The sequence below is a fragment of the Streptomyces pactum genome (genome assembly GCF_016031615.1).
GTDB lineage: Bacteria > Actinomycetota > Actinomycetes > Streptomycetales > Streptomycetaceae > Streptomyces > Streptomyces pactus.
Genome location: NZ_JACYXC010000001.1, coordinates 5369000 through 5385481 on the forward strand (window position 1 = coordinate 5369000; position 16482 = coordinate 5385481).

The window sequence follows — 16482 nt, forward strand, 5'->3', positions numbered from 1 at the left end:
CCGGCCCGGTTCGGGCGTCGGTCGCGCCGGTGACGGCCCGGGGCTCGCGCCGGACGGTCGCCCGGCGCGGGGCGGCCGGTCAGGAGTCGAGGACGGCGGCCACCGCTTCGATCTCCACCAGCTGGTCGTGGTAGCCCAGCACGGTCACGCCCATCAGGGTGCTGGGAACGTCGTGCTCGCCGAAGGCGTCCCGGACCACCTCCCAGGCGGTGACCAGGTCCTCCTGCCGGGTGGAGGCGACCAGGACCCGGGTGCTGATCACGTCCTCCAGCACGGCCCCGGCGTCGGCGAGCGCGGTCCGCAGGTTCTCCACCGCCTTGGCGGCCTGGCCGGCGTAGTCCCCGACGGCCGCGGTGGTGCCGTCGTCGTTGAGCGGGCACGCCCCGGCGAGGAAGATCAGCCGTGCCTCGGCGGGCGCGGTGGCCGCGTAGGCGTACTCGGCGACGTCGGAGAGCGTGGCGGAGCGGATCAGCGTGACGGCACGGGGCACGTGCGTTCCCTTTCGGCGGCGACCCCCGGTGGACGGGGGCGGGGTACAGGCGATCTCATCCTGGCGCACCACCCGCCGCGCCGTCCTCCCGATTTCCCCCGGCCCCCGGCCCCCCACCGTGGCTCCCGGCCCCGGCTTCCGGTCCCCGCTGCCGCTGGCGGCGCACCGCCTCCGCCCGCGCGGGGGCGCCGCCGGTCCCCCGCGCGGGGGCGCCGCCGGTCCGCCCGCCGGTGGCGGCGGCCGGCCGGTCAGCGGCCCCGGCCGGCCGGTCAGCGGCCCCGGCCGGCCGCCCGGACCATCCGCAGATAGCGGTCCCAGTCCCAGTGCGGCCCGGGGTCGGTGTGGTCCGCGCCCGGCACCTCGATGTGGCCGATGACGTGCGCCCGGTCGGGCTCCATGCCGTACCGCGCGCAGATCGCCGCGGTGAGCCCGGCCGACGCCCGGTACATGGCCATGGTGAAGGACTCCGGGCGGTCCACCCAGCCCGCGTGCTCGATGCCCACGCTGCGCTCGTTGTACGCCCGGTTCCCGGCGTGGAAGGCGACGTCCAGCTCCCGGACCGTCTGTGCGATCCGGCCGTCCTCCCGCACCACGTAGTGGGTGGCGGCACGGTGCTCCGGGTCGCGGAAGGCCCGCAGCGCCGAGTCGTAGCCGCCCTGCACGACGTGGATCACCACCCGGTCGACCAGGTAGTCGCGCGGCCGGTCCGCCCGGCGGAAGTTCGCCTCGGACGCGGCGACCCAGTGCGCCCCGGGGTGGTCCACCTCGCCCTCCCGGCGCGGCAGGGCCACGCCCGGCATGCGCCACCACAGCCGCTCCAGCTCCTCCCGCGCCGCCCAGGCCGCCCCCGCCGCGCCCAGCCCGGCCACCGCCGCCCCGCCCAGCAGCAGGGTGCGCCGGCGCACCCGGGGGCGCCCGTCCGCGGCCGTGCGGTCCCCCGGCCGCGCTCCCGCTCCCGTCCCGGGGCGGCAGCCTGTCGCCGGGCGCGGTGGGGAGCCGGACGGGGCCGGGGACGGCGCATCGCTCATGGTGTGGACAACGCCCCCGGGTCCGCCGCGGTTCCACCGCCCCGCGTCCGTGCCCCTCGCGCACCGGCCGCACGCCGCCCCCTTCCCGCCGGGGGCCGCCCGCGCGCCGCCCCTTTCCCGCCCAGGGCGGCCCGCGCGCCGCCCGCCCCGCCGGGGCCGTCCCCGCGGCCCCCGCCCCCGCGCCGCCCGCCCGGGCCGTGAACGGGCCGTGAACCGGCGTGAGAACCGGGGCGCGGATCACCCGGGCGGCCCCGTACCCTGGAGAGCGCTATGACTGACTTCCCGGGCGCCCCCGATCCGAACGCTCCGCGCGACGGCCGTCGCCTCCGCGTGCTGGCCGCCATGTCCGGCGGCGTGGACTCCGCCGTCGCCGCGGCCCGTGCCGCCGAGGCCGGCCACGACGTGACCGGCGTGCACCTGGCGCTGTCCGCCAACCCGCAGTCCTTCCGCACCGGCGCGCGGGGCTGCTGCACCATCGAGGACTCCCGCGACGCCCGCCGCGCCGCCGACGTCATCGGCATCCCCTTCTACGTGTGGGACCTGGCCGAGCGGTTCCGCGAGGACGTGGTGGACGACTTCGTCGCCGAGTACCGGGCGGGCCGCACCCCCAACCCGTGCCTGCGCTGCAACGAGAAGATCAAGTTCGCCGCGCTGCTGGACAAGGCGCTCGCGCTCGGCTTCGACGCGGTGTGCACCGGTCACTACGCGACCGTGGTCACCCGCGAGGACGGCAGCCGGGAGCTGCACCGCGCCAGTGACATGGCCAAGGACCAGAGCTACGTCCTGGGCGTGCTGGACGAGCGGCAGCTGGCGCACGCGATGTTCCCGCTCGGCGACACCCTCACGACCAAGGACGAGATCCGCGCCGAGGCCGAGCGCCGCGGGCTGTCGGTGGCGAAGAAGCCGGACAGCCACGACATCTGCTTCATCGCCGACGGCGACACCCGCGGCTTCCTCGCCTCCCGGCTGGGCCGGGCCGAGGGCGACATCGTGGACGAGGACGGCAACAAGCTCGGCACCCACGAGGGCGCGTACGGCTACACCATCGGCCAGCGCAAGGGCCTGCGGATCGGCGTCCCCGCGCCGGACGGCAAGCCGCGCTACGTGCTGGACATCTCCCCGGTGAACAACACCGTCACCGTCGGCCCGGCCGCCGCGCTCGACATCGCCGAGCTGACCGCGATCCGGCCCCGCTGGTGCGGCACGCCGCCCGCCGGCCCGGGGACGTACACCGCCCAGCTGCGTGCCCACGGCGGCGAGACCGAGGTCCGCGCCGAGCCGGTGGGCGAGGAGCTGCGGGTGACCTTCGCCGAGCCGGTGCGCGGGGTCGCCCCGGGCCAGGCGATCGTGCTCTACGACGGCACCCGGGTGGTCGGCTCGGCCACCATCGCCACCACCCGCCGCGCCCGGGAGACCGCCGCCGCGTCGGGCTAGGCCGGTGGGGTGCCCGCCGCGCGCAGCGCGTCCAGGGCCTTGGCGAGCCGGGCCCGCCGGCTCTCCGGGGTGACCGCCTGGAGCAGCGGGAGGATCGTCAGGTACCGCGCCGTGCGGTCGAGTGCCTCGAAGGCACGCCTGGCCGCGGGGTCGGCGTCGAGCGCCGCCGCGAGGTCGGGCGGCACGGTGGCGGTGCGCTGCGACTCGTACGCGGCCGCCCACCGGCCGTCGGCCTTCGCCTTCCGCACCTCGGCGAGGCCGGGCTCGCGCATCCGGCCGGCGGCGGTGAGCGCTTCGGCCTTCTCGACGTTCACCCGCGACCACAGGCTGCGGGGGCGGCGGGGCACGTACTTCTGGAGGTAGTGCCGGGCGTCGAGGGACCGCCGCTGGCCGGAGATCCAGCCGTAGCACAGGCCGATGTCCACCAGCTCGTCCGAGGTGACGGAGGGGATGCCGGAGGTCTTCTTGGCCACCTTGATCCACACGCCCTCGTGGCGGGTGTGGTGCTCCGCCAGCCAGCGCTCGAACGCTTCGCCGTCCGCGCAGGCGATGATCTCCACCCCGTCGAGCTGATCCATACGGTTCAGGCTAGCGCCCGGCCGCGTTCAGGGGCGCCGGGTGGCGCCCCCCAGCCCGTCGAACCGCCCCGCCTTCGCGGCCCCCAGGAACGCGCGCAGTGAGGCGGGGCGGGTGGCCATGACGGTGCCGGGTATCTCGCTCTCGCGTATGGCTATGCCGTTGTCCTCTGTGGTGGCCAGCTCGACGCAGGCGTTGCCGCCCGTCTCGGAAAATGACGACTTGACCCAGGTCGAATCCGGCATGGCACCTCACGCGTCCTTGGCGATTGCGAGGATGAAGTCCCGCGACTTCTCCGCCGGCAACGCTACCGTCTCGATAACGTCGAACAGCGTTCGGAAGTGGGCAAGTTGCGTGGGCGAGTCGATGAAGACCGCACCGGTCGGTGAGTCCATGTGCACGGTGTCCAAGCGAGAGGTCCGGGCCTCGGCATAGAGAACCGACTCGCCGGCCATGGGGAAGCCGCCTGCCGCGAACGGGATGACGCGGATGGTGACGTTTTCCAGCTCGCTCATCACCAGCAGGTGTCCCAGTTGTCTCCGTGCCACATCCCTCCCGCCGAACTGCATGCGGAGTGCTGCCTCGTGGATCAGCGCCACAAAGGGTGTCGCCCTCTCCTCGGTGATGACCGTCTGCCGGGTTATGCGGTGCGCGACACGCAGTTCCACCTCAAGCCGGGGTAGTGCGGGCACGACGAGATCGAAGAGTGCGCGGGCATGTTCTTCGGTCTGGAGCAACCCGGGCAGATGAGCCGTCTGGACGGTGCGCAGCCGTAGGGCGTCGTGCTCGATCTCCGACACATCGATAAAGCCCGGCGGAATCTTGCCGCGGTACTCCTCCCACCAAGGTTTCTGCCGACGCTCGGTCATCCGCACCAGACCATCGACGAGTGATTCGTCGTCGCACTGGTACACGCTGGCCAGGCGGCGGATGCGTTCCTCGCTGACTCCGAAGCGTCCGGCCTCGATGTTGGAAATCATCGACCGATCGGTTCCGAGAAGCCCGGCCGCCGTCGATGCGGACATCCCGGCCTCCTCGCGAAGCCGCCGAAGTTCGGCTCCCAGGCGACGCTGGCGAATCGTCAGGGGCTTGCCCATGCGCCCTCCCTTCCTCTGCGGCCAGTCTCCCGCTCCCCAACCGAGCGCGGCAGAAAAGGAGTTCGTATCACTCGTTCGAGTTAGACGCATAACAGTTGTTAGCGTCGGGGCCCTACCGTTGTGGTGCGACTCTCACAGACGGAACTCCGCACCGAAGGTGGCTGTCATGCCCAAAGACCCCTTCCCCATGCCGTTCGAGCAGCCCTGGGAGTACGAGATCTCCTTCCCCCGGGACCCGCGCGGTCCCAAGGTCGTCCGGGCCGCCCTCTACACGATGCTCACGGCGCACCACCTCGATCCGCTCATCGAGCGGGCGGCGCTGCTGACGAGCGAGCTGACCACCAACTCCGTCCGCTACTCCGACCACCCGGTCTGCGTGCGGGTGCGGTGGGAGCACCCCGTGCTGCGGGTCAGCGTCTCGGACTCCAACCCGGAACTGCCGGCGGTGCTCAAGCCGGGCGCCGAGGACGAGTGCGGGCGCGGCCTGTTCATCCTGGAGGTGTTCGCCGACCGGTGGGGCGGATTCTCGCTGGGGAAGGAGGTGTTCGGGATGGGCGGCAAGACGGTCTGGTTCGAGCTGGGCCTCGGTGACCCACCACCGATCCCGGCCCTGGCGGCCTGAGCGCCCGCCCTGGCGGCCTGAGCGCCCGTCCCGACCGGGCCGCCGTTCCGGTCACGGCGGCCCGGTCGGCCGCGACCCTCACCGGGCCGTGGTGTGCGACAGGACCACCTCCGCCAGCGGCCCGTGCACCTCGGGCGGCAGGGAGTGGCCCAGGCCCGGGACCTCGGCGAGCCGGGCGCCGCCGATGGCCTGGGCCAGGAACTGCGGGTGCGGCGGCGGGAACACCGGGTCGGCCGGGGCGGAGACGACGAGTGTGGGCACCCGGTTCGCGGCCAGGGCCTCCGTGCGCAGCATGCCGGAGTGGTCGGCCCGGCCGTGCGCGGTACCGGGCAGGTAGCTGCCGGTGTGCTCGATGATCTCGCGCTCCAGGGCCCGGAAGTACTCCGCGTCGAACGGCAGCCCGTCGCCGTGCAGCAGCTCCCAGTGTCGTACCCGGCGGTCCAGTTCGGCCTCCTCGCCCAGGTCCTCGACGGGGCGCGCCCACTCCTCCAGCAGCCGGGGGTCGATGCCCGGGAGCCGGTCCACCGGGGTGCGGGTGCCGTCCGGGTGGACCAGGTCGGCCGTGCTCAGCGCGGTGGTGCCGAACACCGTGGCGCTGAGCACCCGGTCGGGGTGGTCGGCGAGCACCAGCTGGGTGAGCATCCCGCCCAGGGACATCCCGACCAGGTGGGCCCTCTCGACGCCGAGCCCGTCCAGTACGGCCACCACGTCCTCGGCGAGGTCGGTGACCCGGTACGGGTCCTGGTCGAAGGTCCAGCTGGAGCGGCCGGTGTCGCGGTGGTCGTAGCGGATCACGCGGTGGTGCGCCGCGAGCCGCTCCACCAGGCCCTCCGGCCAGCCGAGGCCGGACGCCTGCGCGCCCATGACCAGGAGCAGCGGGGTGCCGTCGGCCGGGCCCCGGGTCTCGGTCCACAGGCGGACACCGGGGGCGGTCTCGACGAAGCGGGTGGTGCGTACGGACATGACGGGAATCCCTTCACCGTGTTCTCGGAACGAGACGTATCGTCTCGCTATCTTCTCCGGGTGTCAACGGCGATGTCCGTGCGGGCGCTTCCCGGGCGGGCCGGCCGGGCCGGAGCGGCCGGAGCGGGGCGGCGTACCGTACCGGCATGAACATCTGCGTCTTCTGCTCCGCCGCCGACCTGGACGACCGCTACACCACCCCCGCCCGCGAGTTCGCCCGGCTCATCGGGGCGGGCGGGCACACCCTGGTGTGGGGCGGCTCGAACGTCGGGCTGATGAAGGTCATGGCGGACGGGGTGCAGGAGGCGGGCGGCCGGCTGGTCGGGGTCTCGGTGGAGTTCCTGGCCGCCAAGGCGCGGCCGGACGCGGACGAGATGCTGATCACGAAGGACCTCGCCGAGCGGAAGGCGGAGATGCTCGCCCGCGCCGACGCCATCGTGATCATGGTGGGCGGGACCGGCACGCTGGACGAGGCGACCGAGATCCTTGAACTGAAGAAGCACAACCTGCACACCAAGCCGGTGGTGCTGCTCAACGCGGCCGGCTTCTACGACGGGCTCAAGCAGCAGTTCCAGCGGATGGAGGCGGAGGGCTTCCTCCCGGTGCCGCTCACCGAGCTGGTCTTCTTCGCGGAGGACGGCGTGGGGGCGATGGCGTATCTGGAGGAGGCCCACGGCGTCGTCTGAGCGGGCCCGTGGTACCCATGGGTGCATGCGTACACATCTGATCACCGGCGCCGGCTCGGGTATCGGCACCGTCGTCGCCGAGCGGCTCGCCGAGCGGGGCGACCAGCTGTGGCTGCTGGCGCGGGACGCCGGCCGGGCCAAGGAGCTGGCCGCGCGCTTCCCGGGCGCGAAGACGCTGGTGGGCGACCTGGCCGAGCCGGAGCGGCTGTCCTGGGCGTTCGGGCACCAGACCCTGCCGGACCGGCTCGACTCGCTGCTGCACATCGCCGGCGTGGTGGAGCTGGGGACGGTCGGGGAGCTGACCCCGAAGGTGTGGAACCAGCAGCTCGCCGCCAACCTGGTGGCCCCGGCCGAGCTGACCCGGCTGCTGCTGCCGCAGCTGCGGGTGGCCCAGGGGCACGTGCTCTTCGTCAACTCCGGCGCCGGCCTGCGGGCCAACGCCCAGTGGGGCGCCTACGCGGCGAGCAAGCACGGGCTGAAGGCGCTCGCCGACGCGCTGCGCTGGGAGGAGTCCGGCAACGGGGTGCGGGTCACCTCCGTCTACCCCGGCCGCACCGCCACCCCGATGCAGGAGAAGGTGCACCGGCAGGAGGGCAAGGAGTACGACCCCGGCCGCTGGATCACCCCCGAGTCGGTGGCCACCACCATCCTCACCGCGCTGGACCTGCCGCCCGGCGCGGAGATCACCGACCTGTCGGTGCGCCCGCAGGGCTGACGCCGGAACCGGCCCCGCCCGCCCCGGTGACCGGCCCCGTGCCGGTGACCGCTCGCGGACGGTGTGCGGGGCACCGGGGGCGTCCCGGACCGTCCGGGCGCCCGTTCCCGGCCCGGGCGGCGTGGTGGCGGGGCGCGGATTTTCGGATCCGCGCCCGCCCCCTCGTACGCTTCGGGGCGTGAGCGAGAACGCGAGCGACGAGAAGAAGACCAGCTGGGGACCGGGCACCGCCACCGGCATCGGCTCCATGCCGGGCGGCGACGCCCGCGAGGCGGCGAAGACCGTGACCGGGTCCCTGGAGGCCCTGCCGTACCTGCCGGAGCTGCCCGCCCGGGGCCCCGGCGCCGACATGATCGGCCGCACCGCCGGACTGCTGGCGGAGCTGTACGCCCATGTGGAGCCCAGCGGCTGGCGGATCAGCGACCGGCCCGGACGGGACACCCGGCGGGCCCGCTCCTGGCTGCGCGAGGACCTGGACGCGCTGGAGGAGTTCACCCAGGGCTACACCGGCGCGCTGAAGATCTCGGCGGTCGGCCCCTGGACGCTCGCCGCCGCCCTGGAACTCCGCAACGGCGAGGCCGCGATCAGTGACCCCGGCGCCTGCCGGGACCTGGCCGCCTCGCTCGCCGAGGGGCTGCGCCACCACCTCGCCGAGGTACGGCGCCGGGTGCCCGGCGCCCGGCCGGTGCTCCAGCTCGACGAGCCCTCGCTGACGGCGGTGCTCACCGGATCGGTCCGCACCGCCAGCGGCTACCGCACCCACCGCGCGGTGGACCGGGGCGTGGTCGAGGGCGCCCTGCGCGAGGTGACGGCGGTCGCGGCGGGCGCCGAGGTCGTCGTGCACTCGTGCGCCCCCGCCGTACCCTTCGCGCTGCTGCGGCGCGCCGGGGCCACCGGAATCTCCTTCGACCTCGCGCTGCTCACCGAACGTGAGGAAGAGACGATCGGGGAGGCGGTGGAGGGCGGTACCACCCTCTTCGTCGGCGCGGTGCCCGCGGTGGACGGCCCGTTGTCGGACCCGGCCGGTAGCGTCATGGGGGTAAGGACGCTGTGGCGCAGGCTGGGGCTGTCACCGGGGACTCTCGCCGAGTCCGTGGTGGTCACCCCGGCGTGCGGGCTCGCGGGTGCCTCGCCCGCGTACGCGCGCGCCGCGCTGGCCCACTGCGTCCGGGCGGCGAGATCGCTCGCCGACAACCCTGAGTAACGGGAGGACGAGACGGTGGCCGGCGAACAGCAAGCAACGGTGCCCGCCGAAGCACGGGAGAAGCACGCCCAGCTCGCCGAGGAGATCGAGGAGCACCGCTTCCGGTACTACGTGAAGGACGCGCCCGTCATCAGCGACGCCGAGTTCGACCGGCTGCTGCGCTCGCTGGAGGCGCTGGAGGACGAGTACCCCGAGCTGCGCACCCCGGACTCGCCCACCCAGAAGGTCGCCGGCTCCTACGAGACGGAGTTCACCGAGGTCGCGCACCGGGAGCGGATGCTCAGCCTGGACAACGCCTTCGAGGACGAGGAGCTGACCGCCTGGGGCGACCGCATCGCCCGCGAGCTGGGCGAGCCGGCCGCGGCCGGCGGCTCGTACCACTTCCTGTGCGAGCTGAAGGTGGACGGCCTGGCGGTCAACCTCACCTACGAGCACGGCCGGCTCACCCGCGCCGCCACCCGCGGCGACGGCGTCACCGGCGAGGACATCACCCCCAACGTCCGCACCATCGCCGAGATCCCGGACCGGCTGGCCGGCGACCGGGTCCCGGCGCTGGTGGAGATCCGCGGCGAGGTCTACTTCCCCCGCGAGCGCTTCGACGACCTCAACGCCCGCCTGGTGGAGGCCGGCAAGCCGCCGTTCGCCAACCCGCGGAACGCGGCGGCCGGCTCGCTGCGCCAGAAGGACCCCAAGGTCACCGCCTCCCGGCCGCTGCACATGGTGGTGCACGGCATCGGCGCCCGCGAGGGCCTGGACATCGACCGGCTCTCCGAGGCGTACGACCTGCTGCGCGCGTGGGGCCTGCCCACCGCCCGCCACAACCGGGTGGCCGGCTCGCTGGACGATGTGCGCCGGTTCATCGCCACCTACGGGGACAGCGAGACCCGCCACTCGGTCGAGCACGAGATCGACGGCGTGGTGGTCAAGCTCGACGAGATCCCGCTTCAGGGGCGGCTGGGCTCCACCTCGCGCGCCCCGCGCTGGGCGATCGCCTGGAAGTTCCCCCCGGAGGAGGTCAACACCAAGCTCCTGGACATCCGGGTCGGCGTGGGCCGCACCGGGCGCGTCACCCCCTACGCCGTGGTGGAGCCGGTGACCGTGGCCGGCTCCGAGGTGGAGTTCGCCACCCTGCACAACCAGGACGTGGTGAAGGCCAAGGGCGTGCTCATCGGCGACACCGTGGCGCTGCGCAAGGCCGGCGACGTCATCCCCGAGATCCTCGGCCCGGTCACCGACCTGCGGGACGGCACCGAGCGGGAGTTCGTGATGCCCGCCGCGTGCCCGGAGTGCGGCAGCGCGCTGCAGCCCATGAAGGAGGGCGACGTCGACCTGCGCTGCCCCAACGCCCGCTCCTGCCCCGCCCAGCTGCGCGAGCGGATCTTCTACCTGGCCGGCCGCAAGTGCCTGGACATCGAGAACCTCGGCTACGTGGCCGCCGCCGCGCTCACCCGGCCGCTGGAGCCCGCCGAACCGCCGCTGCGCGACGAGGGCGACCTGTTCACCCTCGACATCGAACAGCTGCTGCCGATCCGCTCCTACGTCCTGGACCCGGACAGCGGACTGCCCAAGCGCGACCCGAAAACCGGCGAGGAGAAGATCGTCACCTTCTTCGCCAACCAGAAGGGCGAGCCGAAGAAGAACACCCTGGCGATGCTGGAGAAGATCGAGGCCGCCAAGGACCGCCCGCTCGCCCGGATCATCACCGGCCTGTCCATCCGCCACGTGGGACCGGTGGCCGCCGTGGCACTCGCCCGGGAATTCCGGTCCATCGACCGGATCGCGGAGGCCGACGAGGCGGAACTGGCCGCCGTCGAAGGCGTCGGCCCGACCATCGCCGCCTCGGTCAAGCAGTGGTTCGCCGAGGACTGGCACCGCGAAATCATCCGGAAATGGCGCGCCGCCGGAGTCCGGATGGAGGAAGCCGGCGGTGAGGACGAAGGGCCGCGCCCGCTGGAGGGCGTCACCGTCGTGGTCACCGGAACCCTGGCGTCCTACACCCGGGACGCCGCCAAGGAAGCGCTGCAGAGCCGTGGCGCGAAAGTCACCGGCGCGGTGTCGAAGAAGACCGGATTTGTCGTCGTCGGGGACAACCCCGGCTCGAAATACGACAAGGCGATGCAGCTGAAAGTCCCCGTGCTCGACGACGCCGGATTCACCGTGCTCCTCGAACAAGGGCCCGAAGCCGCCCGGGAGGTGGCCCTCACTTCACCGGAATAGACGCCCCATCAGCCATACGGAGTAGGCCATATTCGGTCCCGGGTAGTTCCCCGGTCGGCCAGCGGGCATCACCCTTACAGCGCATACCAGATGGTCACGGATGGCCGGGTGGCATTCGGGCAACCGCTGCCGATCGCCGCCCGCCGCCGCCGTCTGCCGCCTACTGTTGAGGAGTGCGCCTGCCGTGGCGCGGGCACCGCCGGCTGTGAGAGGGACGGGTATGGAACCGACCGACAGTGCCGCCCCGGCGTCGCGGCTGCGCCGTCTGGTGCAGCCGACCCTGCCCACCGCGGCCCTGGTGGTCGCCGCCGTCGCCTTCGGCGCCGGGATCTACCGGACGCTCGACCGGGGCCGGGCGCTCTTCCCCGACGGCACCGTGGGCTGGTCGCTCGCCGTCCTCACCGGCCTGATCGTGGGCCACCTGGTCGCCCTGGGCCGGGACCGCTGGTGGGGCGGCACCGGCTCCGGCGCCGCGCTGACCCTGGCCACCCTGCTGCTCTTCGGCTGGCTGCCCGCGGTCCTGATCAGCCTCGCCGTCGTCGTCCTGGTCGGCGCCGCCCGCCGGCACCGCTGGCGGCAGGCCCTGCTGCACGGCTCCATCGACATCCTGGGCCTGGGCGCCGCCGCGCTCACCCTCGCCGCCTTCGGGACCGTGCCCTCGGTGGAACACGCCTGGCACCCCGACGGCTGGGAGCTGTACCACGTCCCGCAGGTGGCGCTGGCGGCTTTCGGCTATCTGCTGGTCACCCGGGCGCTGCTGTGGTTCGCCCTCGCCCAGCCCGGCACCGCCCTGCGCACCGTCGCCCGCACCGCGCTGGTCCGGCAGGCCCTGGTCGGCGTCGCGCTGCTGGGCATCTCCCCGCTCATCGTGGTCGTCGCCGACCACCGCCCGCTGATGCTCCCGCTGTTCGCGGTGCCGCTGATCGCCCTGGACTCCACCCTGTGGATCGCCCGGGTCCGCGCCGAGGAGCAGCTGCGGGACCCGCTGACCGGACTGCCCAACCGCCAGTGGCTGCTGGACCGCACCTGGACCGCCCTGGACGAGGCCGAACGGGAGGGCGTGCGGACCGCCCTGGTCCTCATCGACCTGGACCGCTTCCGCTCGGTCAACGACACCCTCGGCCACCTCGCCGGCGACCGGCTGCTGCTCCAGATCGCCGAACGGCTCCGGCTGGCACTGCCCCGGGGCGCCGAGGCGGCCCGGCTCGGCGGCGACGAGTTCGCCGTCCTGCTGCCCACCGCCGACTCCCTCACCAGCGCCCAGCGGGTGGCCCGCAACCTCATCTCGGCGCTCGGCTCCCCGCTCGACCTCGACGGGCTCACCCTGGTGCTGGAGGCGAGCGCCGGGGTCGCCGTCTACCCCGACCACGCGCAGGACGCCGAAGGGCTGCTGCGCCGCGCCGACGTGGCGATGTACCAGGCGAAGCGGGACCGCAGCGGCGCCGAGGTGTACGAGGCCCGGCGGGACGGCAACACCCCCGACCGGCTGGGCCTCCTGGGCGACCTGCGCCGCGCCCTCGACGCCGGCCAGGTCGAACTCCACTACCAGCCCAAGGTCGGCTTCGACGGCCACGTCGCCGGGCTGGAGGCGCTGGTCCGCTGGGCGCACCCGGACCGCGGCCGGGTCCCGCCCGACGAGTTCATCGCCATCGCCGAGAGCTCCGGGCTGATGCCCCGGCTGACCGAGTACGTGCTGGAGACCGCGCTCGGCCAGGTCGCCCGGTGGCGGGCCGACGGCCTGGAGGTGCCGGTCGCGGTCAACGTCTCCCCGCGCGACGTGCACACCCCCGGCTTCGCCGGCGCGGTCGCCGGACGGCTCGCCCGGCACGGCGTCCCGCCCGGCGCGCTGCAACTGGAGATCACCGAACACGTGCTGCTGGAGGACCCGCAGCGGGCCGCCGACACCCTCGCCGGACTCGCCGGCCACGGCGTGAAGATGTCCCTGGACGACTTCGGCACCGGGTACTCCTCCCTGGTCCACCTGCGGCGGCTGCCGGTCAGCGAGCTGAAGATCGACCGGTCCTTCGTGGCCCGGCTGGCGGTGGACAACGAGGACGCCGAGATCGTGCGCTGCACCGTGGACCTCGCCCACTCCCTCGGACTGCTGGTGGTCGCCGAGGGCGTCGAGGACGACGAGACCTGGGAGCGGCTGCGCGACCTGGGCTGCGACGCGGTGCAGGGCTGGCTGGTCGCCGCGGCGATGCCGCCGGAGGAGACCACGGCCTGGCTGCGCACCCGCGGCGAGGGCACCGGCCGCGGCGCCGGTGCGGCCGGCGGGCCCGCCGCCGTCCGGCCCGCGCCGGCCGACGGAACCCGGCCCGCCGCGGCCGGCGGTGCGCGCGGGCCGGCCGGCCCCGCCCTGCCGCCCGGCCCGGGCTCGGCGAAGGCCGCCGGCGGGACGCGGGGCTCCGGCCCGGCGAAGGCCCCCGGCGGGGCGCGGACCCCGGACGGCGCGCGGACCCCGGGCGGGGCGCGCGGCTCCGACGGGGCGAGGACCTCCGGTGGCACGCGGACCTCCGGTGGCACGCGGAACTCCGGCGGGGCGAGACCCTCCGACGGGGCGCGGGCGGTGGGCGGTTCACGGCAGACCGGCGGAACGGGCGGGTCCGGCGCGCCGCGCGTCACCGCCCCGGGCGGCCCCCGGCCCGCCCGGGACCCCTGGACCCTTCCCCGAGCCGGAACCGGCCGCCGGCCCGGTCCCGCTGCGGCCGTGCCCGCGCACCGGGGCCGGGACACCGGTGGAGCCGGTCCCGCTCGCCGAGTCCGCGCCGCTCATCGAGCCCGAGCCGCTCGCCCCGGCGGCGGTGCCGCTGGACGGCCCGCAGCCCGAGGTCGCCGCCACCGCGGCGGCCACCACCACCGCCGACCGCGAGGCGGACCAGTCGGTCACCTGAGCCGGGCCCGCGCCGACCGCGCCACCCACCCCGGGTCAGGGGCCCGCCCCGGGCGGGGCGGCGCACCGGCACCGGCGTCCGGAACGGGCCCGCGCCCGGGGACCCCGGCCCGCCGCCGAGCGACCCCGCGCCGGGCCGGACGTCCGCCCCGGGGCGACCGCCGCCGCGACCGCGCGGACGTCCGCCCGGGCACCGCGGGCGGGCCCGCTCCCGGCGCCCGCCGGGACCTGGGCCCGCCGCCGAGAGGCCCCGCGCCGGGCCGCGACGGTACGTGTTTCGCCCGTAGCACCCGCCGAGCCATAGGATTGGCCGCGAAACACTCCACACTCACCCTGAGGATCGCTGCATGCCTGGCATCACGCGCGAGGAGGTCGCCCACCTCGCCCGGCTGGCGCGTCTGGAGCTGCGCGACGAAGAGCTCGACCACTTCGCCGGACAGCTCGACGACATCATCGGCGCGGTCGCCCGCGTCTCCGAGGTCGCCGACCAAGACGTACCGCCGACCTCCCACCCGCTGCCGCTGACCAACGTCATGCGCCCGGACGAGGTCCGTCCCTCGCTGACCCCGCAGGAGGCGCTCTCCGGCGCCCCCGCCCAGGAGCAGCAGCGTTTCAAGGTGCCGCAGATCCTGGGGGAGGAGTAATCACATGGCTGATCTGACCAGGCTCACCGCGGCCGAGACCGCCGCGAAGATCGCGTCCGGCGAGGTCACCGCCGTCGAGGTCACCGAGGCCCACCTGGCGCGCATCGACGCGGTGGACGAGAAGGTCCACGCCTTCCTGCACGTCGACCGGGCCGGCGCCCTCGCCCAGGCCCGCGCCGTGGACGAGAAGCGGGAGCGCGGCGAGAAGCTCGGCCCGCTGGCCGGGGTGCCGCTGGCGCTCAAGGACATCTTCACCACCAAGGGCGTGCCGACCACCGTCGGTTCCAAGATCCTTGAGGGCTGGGTGCCGCCGTACGACGCCACGCTCACCCGCCGGCTCAAGGACGCGGACGTCGTCATCCTCGGCAAGACCAACATGGACGAGTTCGCCATGGGGTCCTCCACCGAGAACAGCGCCTACGGCCCCACCGGCAACCCGTGGGACCTCACCCGCATCCCGGGCGGTTCCGGCGGCGGTTCCTCCGCCGCCCTCGCCTCGTACCAGGCGCCGCTGGCCATCGGCACCGACACCGGCGGCTCGATCCGCCAGCCGGCGGCCGTCACCGGCACCGTCGGCGTCAAGCCCACCTACGGCGCGGTCTCCCGCTACGGCATGGTGGCCTTCTCCTCCTCCCTCGACCAGGGCGGGCCGTGCGCCCGCACCGTGCTGGACGCGGCGCTGCTGCACGAGGTGATCGCCGGGCACGACCCGCTGGACTCCACCTCCATCGACGCGCCGGTGCCGCCGGTGGTCGAGGCCGCCCGCAACGGCTCGGTGGAGGGCATGCGGGTCGGCGTGGTCAAGCAGTTCCGCGGCGAGGGCTACCAGGCCGGCGTGATGCAGCGCTTCGAGGAGTCGGTGGCGCTGCTCAAGGAGCTGGGCGCCGAGATCGTCGAGCTGGACTGCCCCTCCTTCGACCTGGCGCTGGCCGCGTACTACCTCATCGCGCCCTCCGAGTGCTCCTCCAACCTGGCCCGCTTCGACGCCATGCGGTACGGCCTGCGGGTCGGCGACGACGGCACCCGGTCGGCCGAGGAGGTCACCTCGCTCACCCGCGAGGCCGGCTTCGGCGCCGAGGTCAAGCGCCGGATCATGCTGGGCACCTACGCCCTGTCGTCCGGCTACTACGACGCCTACTACGGCTCCGCCCAGAAGGTCCGCACGCTCATCAAGCAGGACTTCGAGCAGGCCTTCGAGCAGGTGGACGTGATCGTCTCGCCGACCACGCCCACCACCGCCTTCCCGATCGGCGAGCGCGCCGACGACCCGATGGCGATGTACCTGGCGGACCTGTGCACCATCCCGACCAACCTGGCGGGCAACGCGGCGATGTCCCTGCCGTGCGGCCTGGCGCCCGAGGACGGGCTGCCGGTGGGCCTGCAGATCATCGCCCCGGCCATGGCCGACGACCGCCTGTACCGGGTGGGCGCCGCCGTCGAGGCCGCGTTCACCGCCCGGTGGGGCCACCCGCTGCTGGAGGAGGCACCGTCGCTGTGACCGCCGCACCCCACGGACCCGGCCGCGCCCTGCGCGGCCGGTCCCGGGCCGCGGCGGGCGACGGACCGGCCACCGGGCCGCACCCGACCACGAATCCCGCACCCCCGTGCCGCCCCGGTGGCACGGGGGCACGCCCCGGGCCACCCGCCCGGGGGCAGAACGGAGGCACGCTGTGAGCGCTCTGAAGAAGGCCAAGGGCTTCAAGAAGTCCCGGCCCGGCACGTACCTGTCCATCGGCACCACGCTCTTCGGCGCCCTGGGCATCATCAAGCAGGTCAAGAAGGCCCGCATCGAGCAGGACACGCTGCAGCTGATCGACGCGGCCGTCTCCGCCGCCGCCGTGGTCACCAGCGTCGCCCTGCTGGTGCGGGAGCTCAAGCGCATCGGCGACGACGACGTCCTCGCGGACTGAGCT

15 protein-coding genes and 1 pseudogene are annotated in these 16482 nt (G+C 74.3%); 10 read left to right on the forward strand and 6 right to left on the reverse strand.

Going from position 1 to position 16482, the window contains the following annotated elements; genetic code table 11:
- Nucleotides 1–79: 79 nt before the first annotated feature.
- Nucleotides 80–490: a RidA family protein gene (locus IHE55_RS21140; protein ID WP_197990456.1), complete on the reverse strand. Its 411-nt coding sequence runs from the start codon at nt 488–490 to the stop codon at nt 80–82.
- Nucleotides 491–759: 269 nt separating this feature from the next.
- Nucleotides 760–1518 (reverse strand): N-acetylmuramoyl-L-alanine amidase, encoded by a 759-nt coding sequence (locus tag IHE55_RS21145; protein WP_197990457.1) that lies wholly within the window; start codon nt 1516–1518, stop codon nt 760–762.
- Between the two features lie 270 nt (nt 1519–1788).
- On the opposite strand from IHE55_RS21145, the gene mnmA reads away from it, so the two are divergent.
- Complete coding sequence (mnmA, locus tag IHE55_RS21150) at nt 1789–2952, forward strand: tRNA 2-thiouridine(34) synthase MnmA (protein ID WP_197990458.1); 1164 nt, start codon at nt 1789–1791, stop codon at nt 2950–2952.
- Here the strand turns inward: mnmA and IHE55_RS21155 are convergent.
- Genes IHE55_RS21155 through IHE55_RS21165 form a run of 3 tightly spaced genes read right to left on the reverse strand, consistent with a single transcriptional unit; the run spans nt 2949 to nt 4625 of the window.
- A complete protein-coding gene (locus IHE55_RS21155; RefSeq protein WP_197990459.1) occupies nt 2949–3530 on the reverse strand; it encodes a YdeI/OmpD-associated family protein in 582 nt (193 codons plus the stop codon). The two genes, mnmA and IHE55_RS21155, sit on opposite strands and share 4 nt — an antisense overlap.
- 27 nt (nt 3531–3557) lie before the next feature.
- Nucleotides 3558–3773, reverse strand: coding sequence for a DUF397 domain-containing protein (locus IHE55_RS21160; RefSeq protein WP_197990460.1), 216 nt, complete (start codon nt 3771–3773; stop codon nt 3558–3560).
- Nucleotides 3774–3779: 6 nt separating this feature from the next.
- Nucleotides 3780–4625, reverse strand: coding sequence for a helix-turn-helix domain-containing protein (locus tag IHE55_RS21165; protein WP_197990461.1), 846 nt, complete (start codon nt 4623–4625; stop codon nt 3780–3782).
- A 166-nt stretch (nt 4626–4791) separates the two neighbouring features.
- On the opposite strand from IHE55_RS21165, the gene IHE55_RS21170 reads away from it, so the two are divergent.
- Nucleotides 4792–5247 (forward strand): ATP-binding protein, encoded by a 456-nt coding sequence (locus tag IHE55_RS21170; protein WP_197990462.1) that lies wholly within the window; start codon nt 4792–4794, stop codon nt 5245–5247.
- 78 nt (nt 5248–5325) lie between these two features.
- Here IHE55_RS21170 and IHE55_RS21175 read toward each other — a convergent pair whose 3' ends face one another.
- Complete coding sequence (locus tag IHE55_RS21175; protein ID WP_197990463.1) at nt 5326–6210, reverse strand: alpha/beta fold hydrolase; 885 nt, start codon at nt 6208–6210, stop codon at nt 5326–5328.
- A gap of 146 nt (nt 6211–6356) precedes the next feature.
- Between IHE55_RS21175 and IHE55_RS21180 the strand changes: the two genes are divergently transcribed.
- The 8 genes and pseudogenes from IHE55_RS21180 to IHE55_RS21215 all read left to right on the forward strand — a co-directional run bounded on the left by IHE55_RS21180 (nt 6357) and on the right by IHE55_RS21215 (nt 16479).
- A complete protein-coding gene (locus IHE55_RS21180; RefSeq protein ID WP_197990464.1) occupies nt 6357–6896 on the forward strand; it encodes an LOG family protein in 540 nt (179 codons plus the stop codon).
- A gap of 25 nt (nt 6897–6921) precedes the next feature.
- A complete protein-coding gene (locus IHE55_RS21185) occupies nt 6922–7611 on the forward strand; it encodes an SDR family oxidoreductase (RefSeq protein WP_197990465.1) in 690 nt (229 codons plus the stop codon).
- 178 nt (nt 7612–7789) lie between these two features.
- Nucleotides 7790–8815 carry a methionine synthase gene (locus IHE55_RS21190; protein ID WP_197990466.1) on the forward strand — a complete coding sequence of 342 codons (1026 nt, stop codon included), beginning with the start codon at nt 7790–7792 and terminating at the stop codon, nt 8813–8815.
- Between the two features lie 15 nt (nt 8816–8830).
- Nucleotides 8831–11032 carry an NAD-dependent DNA ligase LigA gene (ligA, locus tag IHE55_RS21195; protein ID WP_197990467.1) on the forward strand — a complete coding sequence of 734 codons (2202 nt, stop codon included), beginning with the start codon at nt 8831–8833 and terminating at the stop codon, nt 11030–11032.
- Between the two features lie 220 nt (nt 11033–11252).
- Nucleotides 11253–13290, forward strand: a pseudogene (locus tag IHE55_RS21200) (putative bifunctional diguanylate cyclase/phosphodiesterase); the annotation flags it as partial.
- Nucleotides 13291–14272: 982 nt separating this feature from the next.
- Nucleotides 14273–14569: an Asp-tRNA(Asn)/Glu-tRNA(Gln) amidotransferase subunit GatC gene (gatC, locus tag IHE55_RS21205; protein ID WP_197990468.1), complete on the forward strand. Its 297-nt coding sequence runs from the start codon at nt 14273–14275 to the stop codon at nt 14567–14569.
- A 4-nt stretch (nt 14570–14573) separates the two neighbouring features.
- The gene (gatA, locus tag IHE55_RS21210) at nt 14574–16067 is read left to right on the forward strand and encodes an Asp-tRNA(Asn)/Glu-tRNA(Gln) amidotransferase subunit GatA (RefSeq protein WP_197990469.1); all 1494 of its coding nucleotides are present in this window, start codon (nt 14574–14576) and stop codon (nt 16065–16067) included.
- A gap of 172 nt (nt 16068–16239) precedes the next feature.
- A complete protein-coding gene (locus IHE55_RS21215; protein ID WP_197990470.1) occupies nt 16240–16479 on the forward strand; it encodes a hypothetical protein in 240 nt (79 codons plus the stop codon).
- The last annotated feature ends 3 nt before the right edge of the window (nt 16480–16482 follow it).

Excerpts from the sequence above, each read along its gene's own strand:
- IHE55_RS21145 (WP_197990457.1), bottom strand. The coding sequence starts at position 1,518 with ATGAGCGATGCGCCGTCCCCGGCCCCGTCCGGCTCCCCACCGCGCCCG.
- gatA (WP_197990469.1), top strand. The coding sequence starts at position 14,574 with ATGGCTGATCTGACCAGGCTCACCGCGGCCGAGACCGCCGCGAAGATC.
- IHE55_RS21165 (WP_197990461.1), bottom strand. The coding sequence starts at position 4,625 with ATGGGCAAGCCCCTGACGATTCGCCAGCGTCGCCTGGGAGCCGAACTT.
- gatC (WP_197990468.1), top strand. The coding sequence starts at position 14,273 with ATGCCTGGCATCACGCGCGAGGAGGTCGCCCACCTCGCCCGGCTGGCG.
- IHE55_RS21160 (WP_197990460.1), bottom strand. The coding sequence starts at position 3,773 with ATGCCGGATTCGACCTGGGTCAAGTCGTCATTTTCCGAGACGGGCGGC.
- mnmA (WP_197990458.1), top strand. The coding sequence starts at position 1,789 with ATGACTGACTTCCCGGGCGCCCCCGATCCGAACGCTCCGCGCGACGGC.
- IHE55_RS21155 (WP_197990459.1), bottom strand. The coding sequence starts at position 3,530 with ATGGATCAGCTCGACGGGGTGGAGATCATCGCCTGCGCGGACGGCGAA.
- IHE55_RS21180 (WP_197990464.1), top strand. The coding sequence starts at position 6,357 with ATGAACATCTGCGTCTTCTGCTCCGCCGCCGACCTGGACGACCGCTAC.
- IHE55_RS21170 (WP_197990462.1), top strand. The coding sequence starts at position 4,792 with ATGCCCAAAGACCCCTTCCCCATGCCGTTCGAGCAGCCCTGGGAGTAC.
- IHE55_RS21185 (WP_197990465.1), top strand. The coding sequence starts at position 6,922 with ATGCGTACACATCTGATCACCGGCGCCGGCTCGGGTATCGGCACCGTC.
- IHE55_RS21175 (WP_197990463.1), bottom strand. The coding sequence starts at position 6,210 with ATGTCCGTACGCACCACCCGCTTCGTCGAGACCGCCCCCGGTGTCCGC.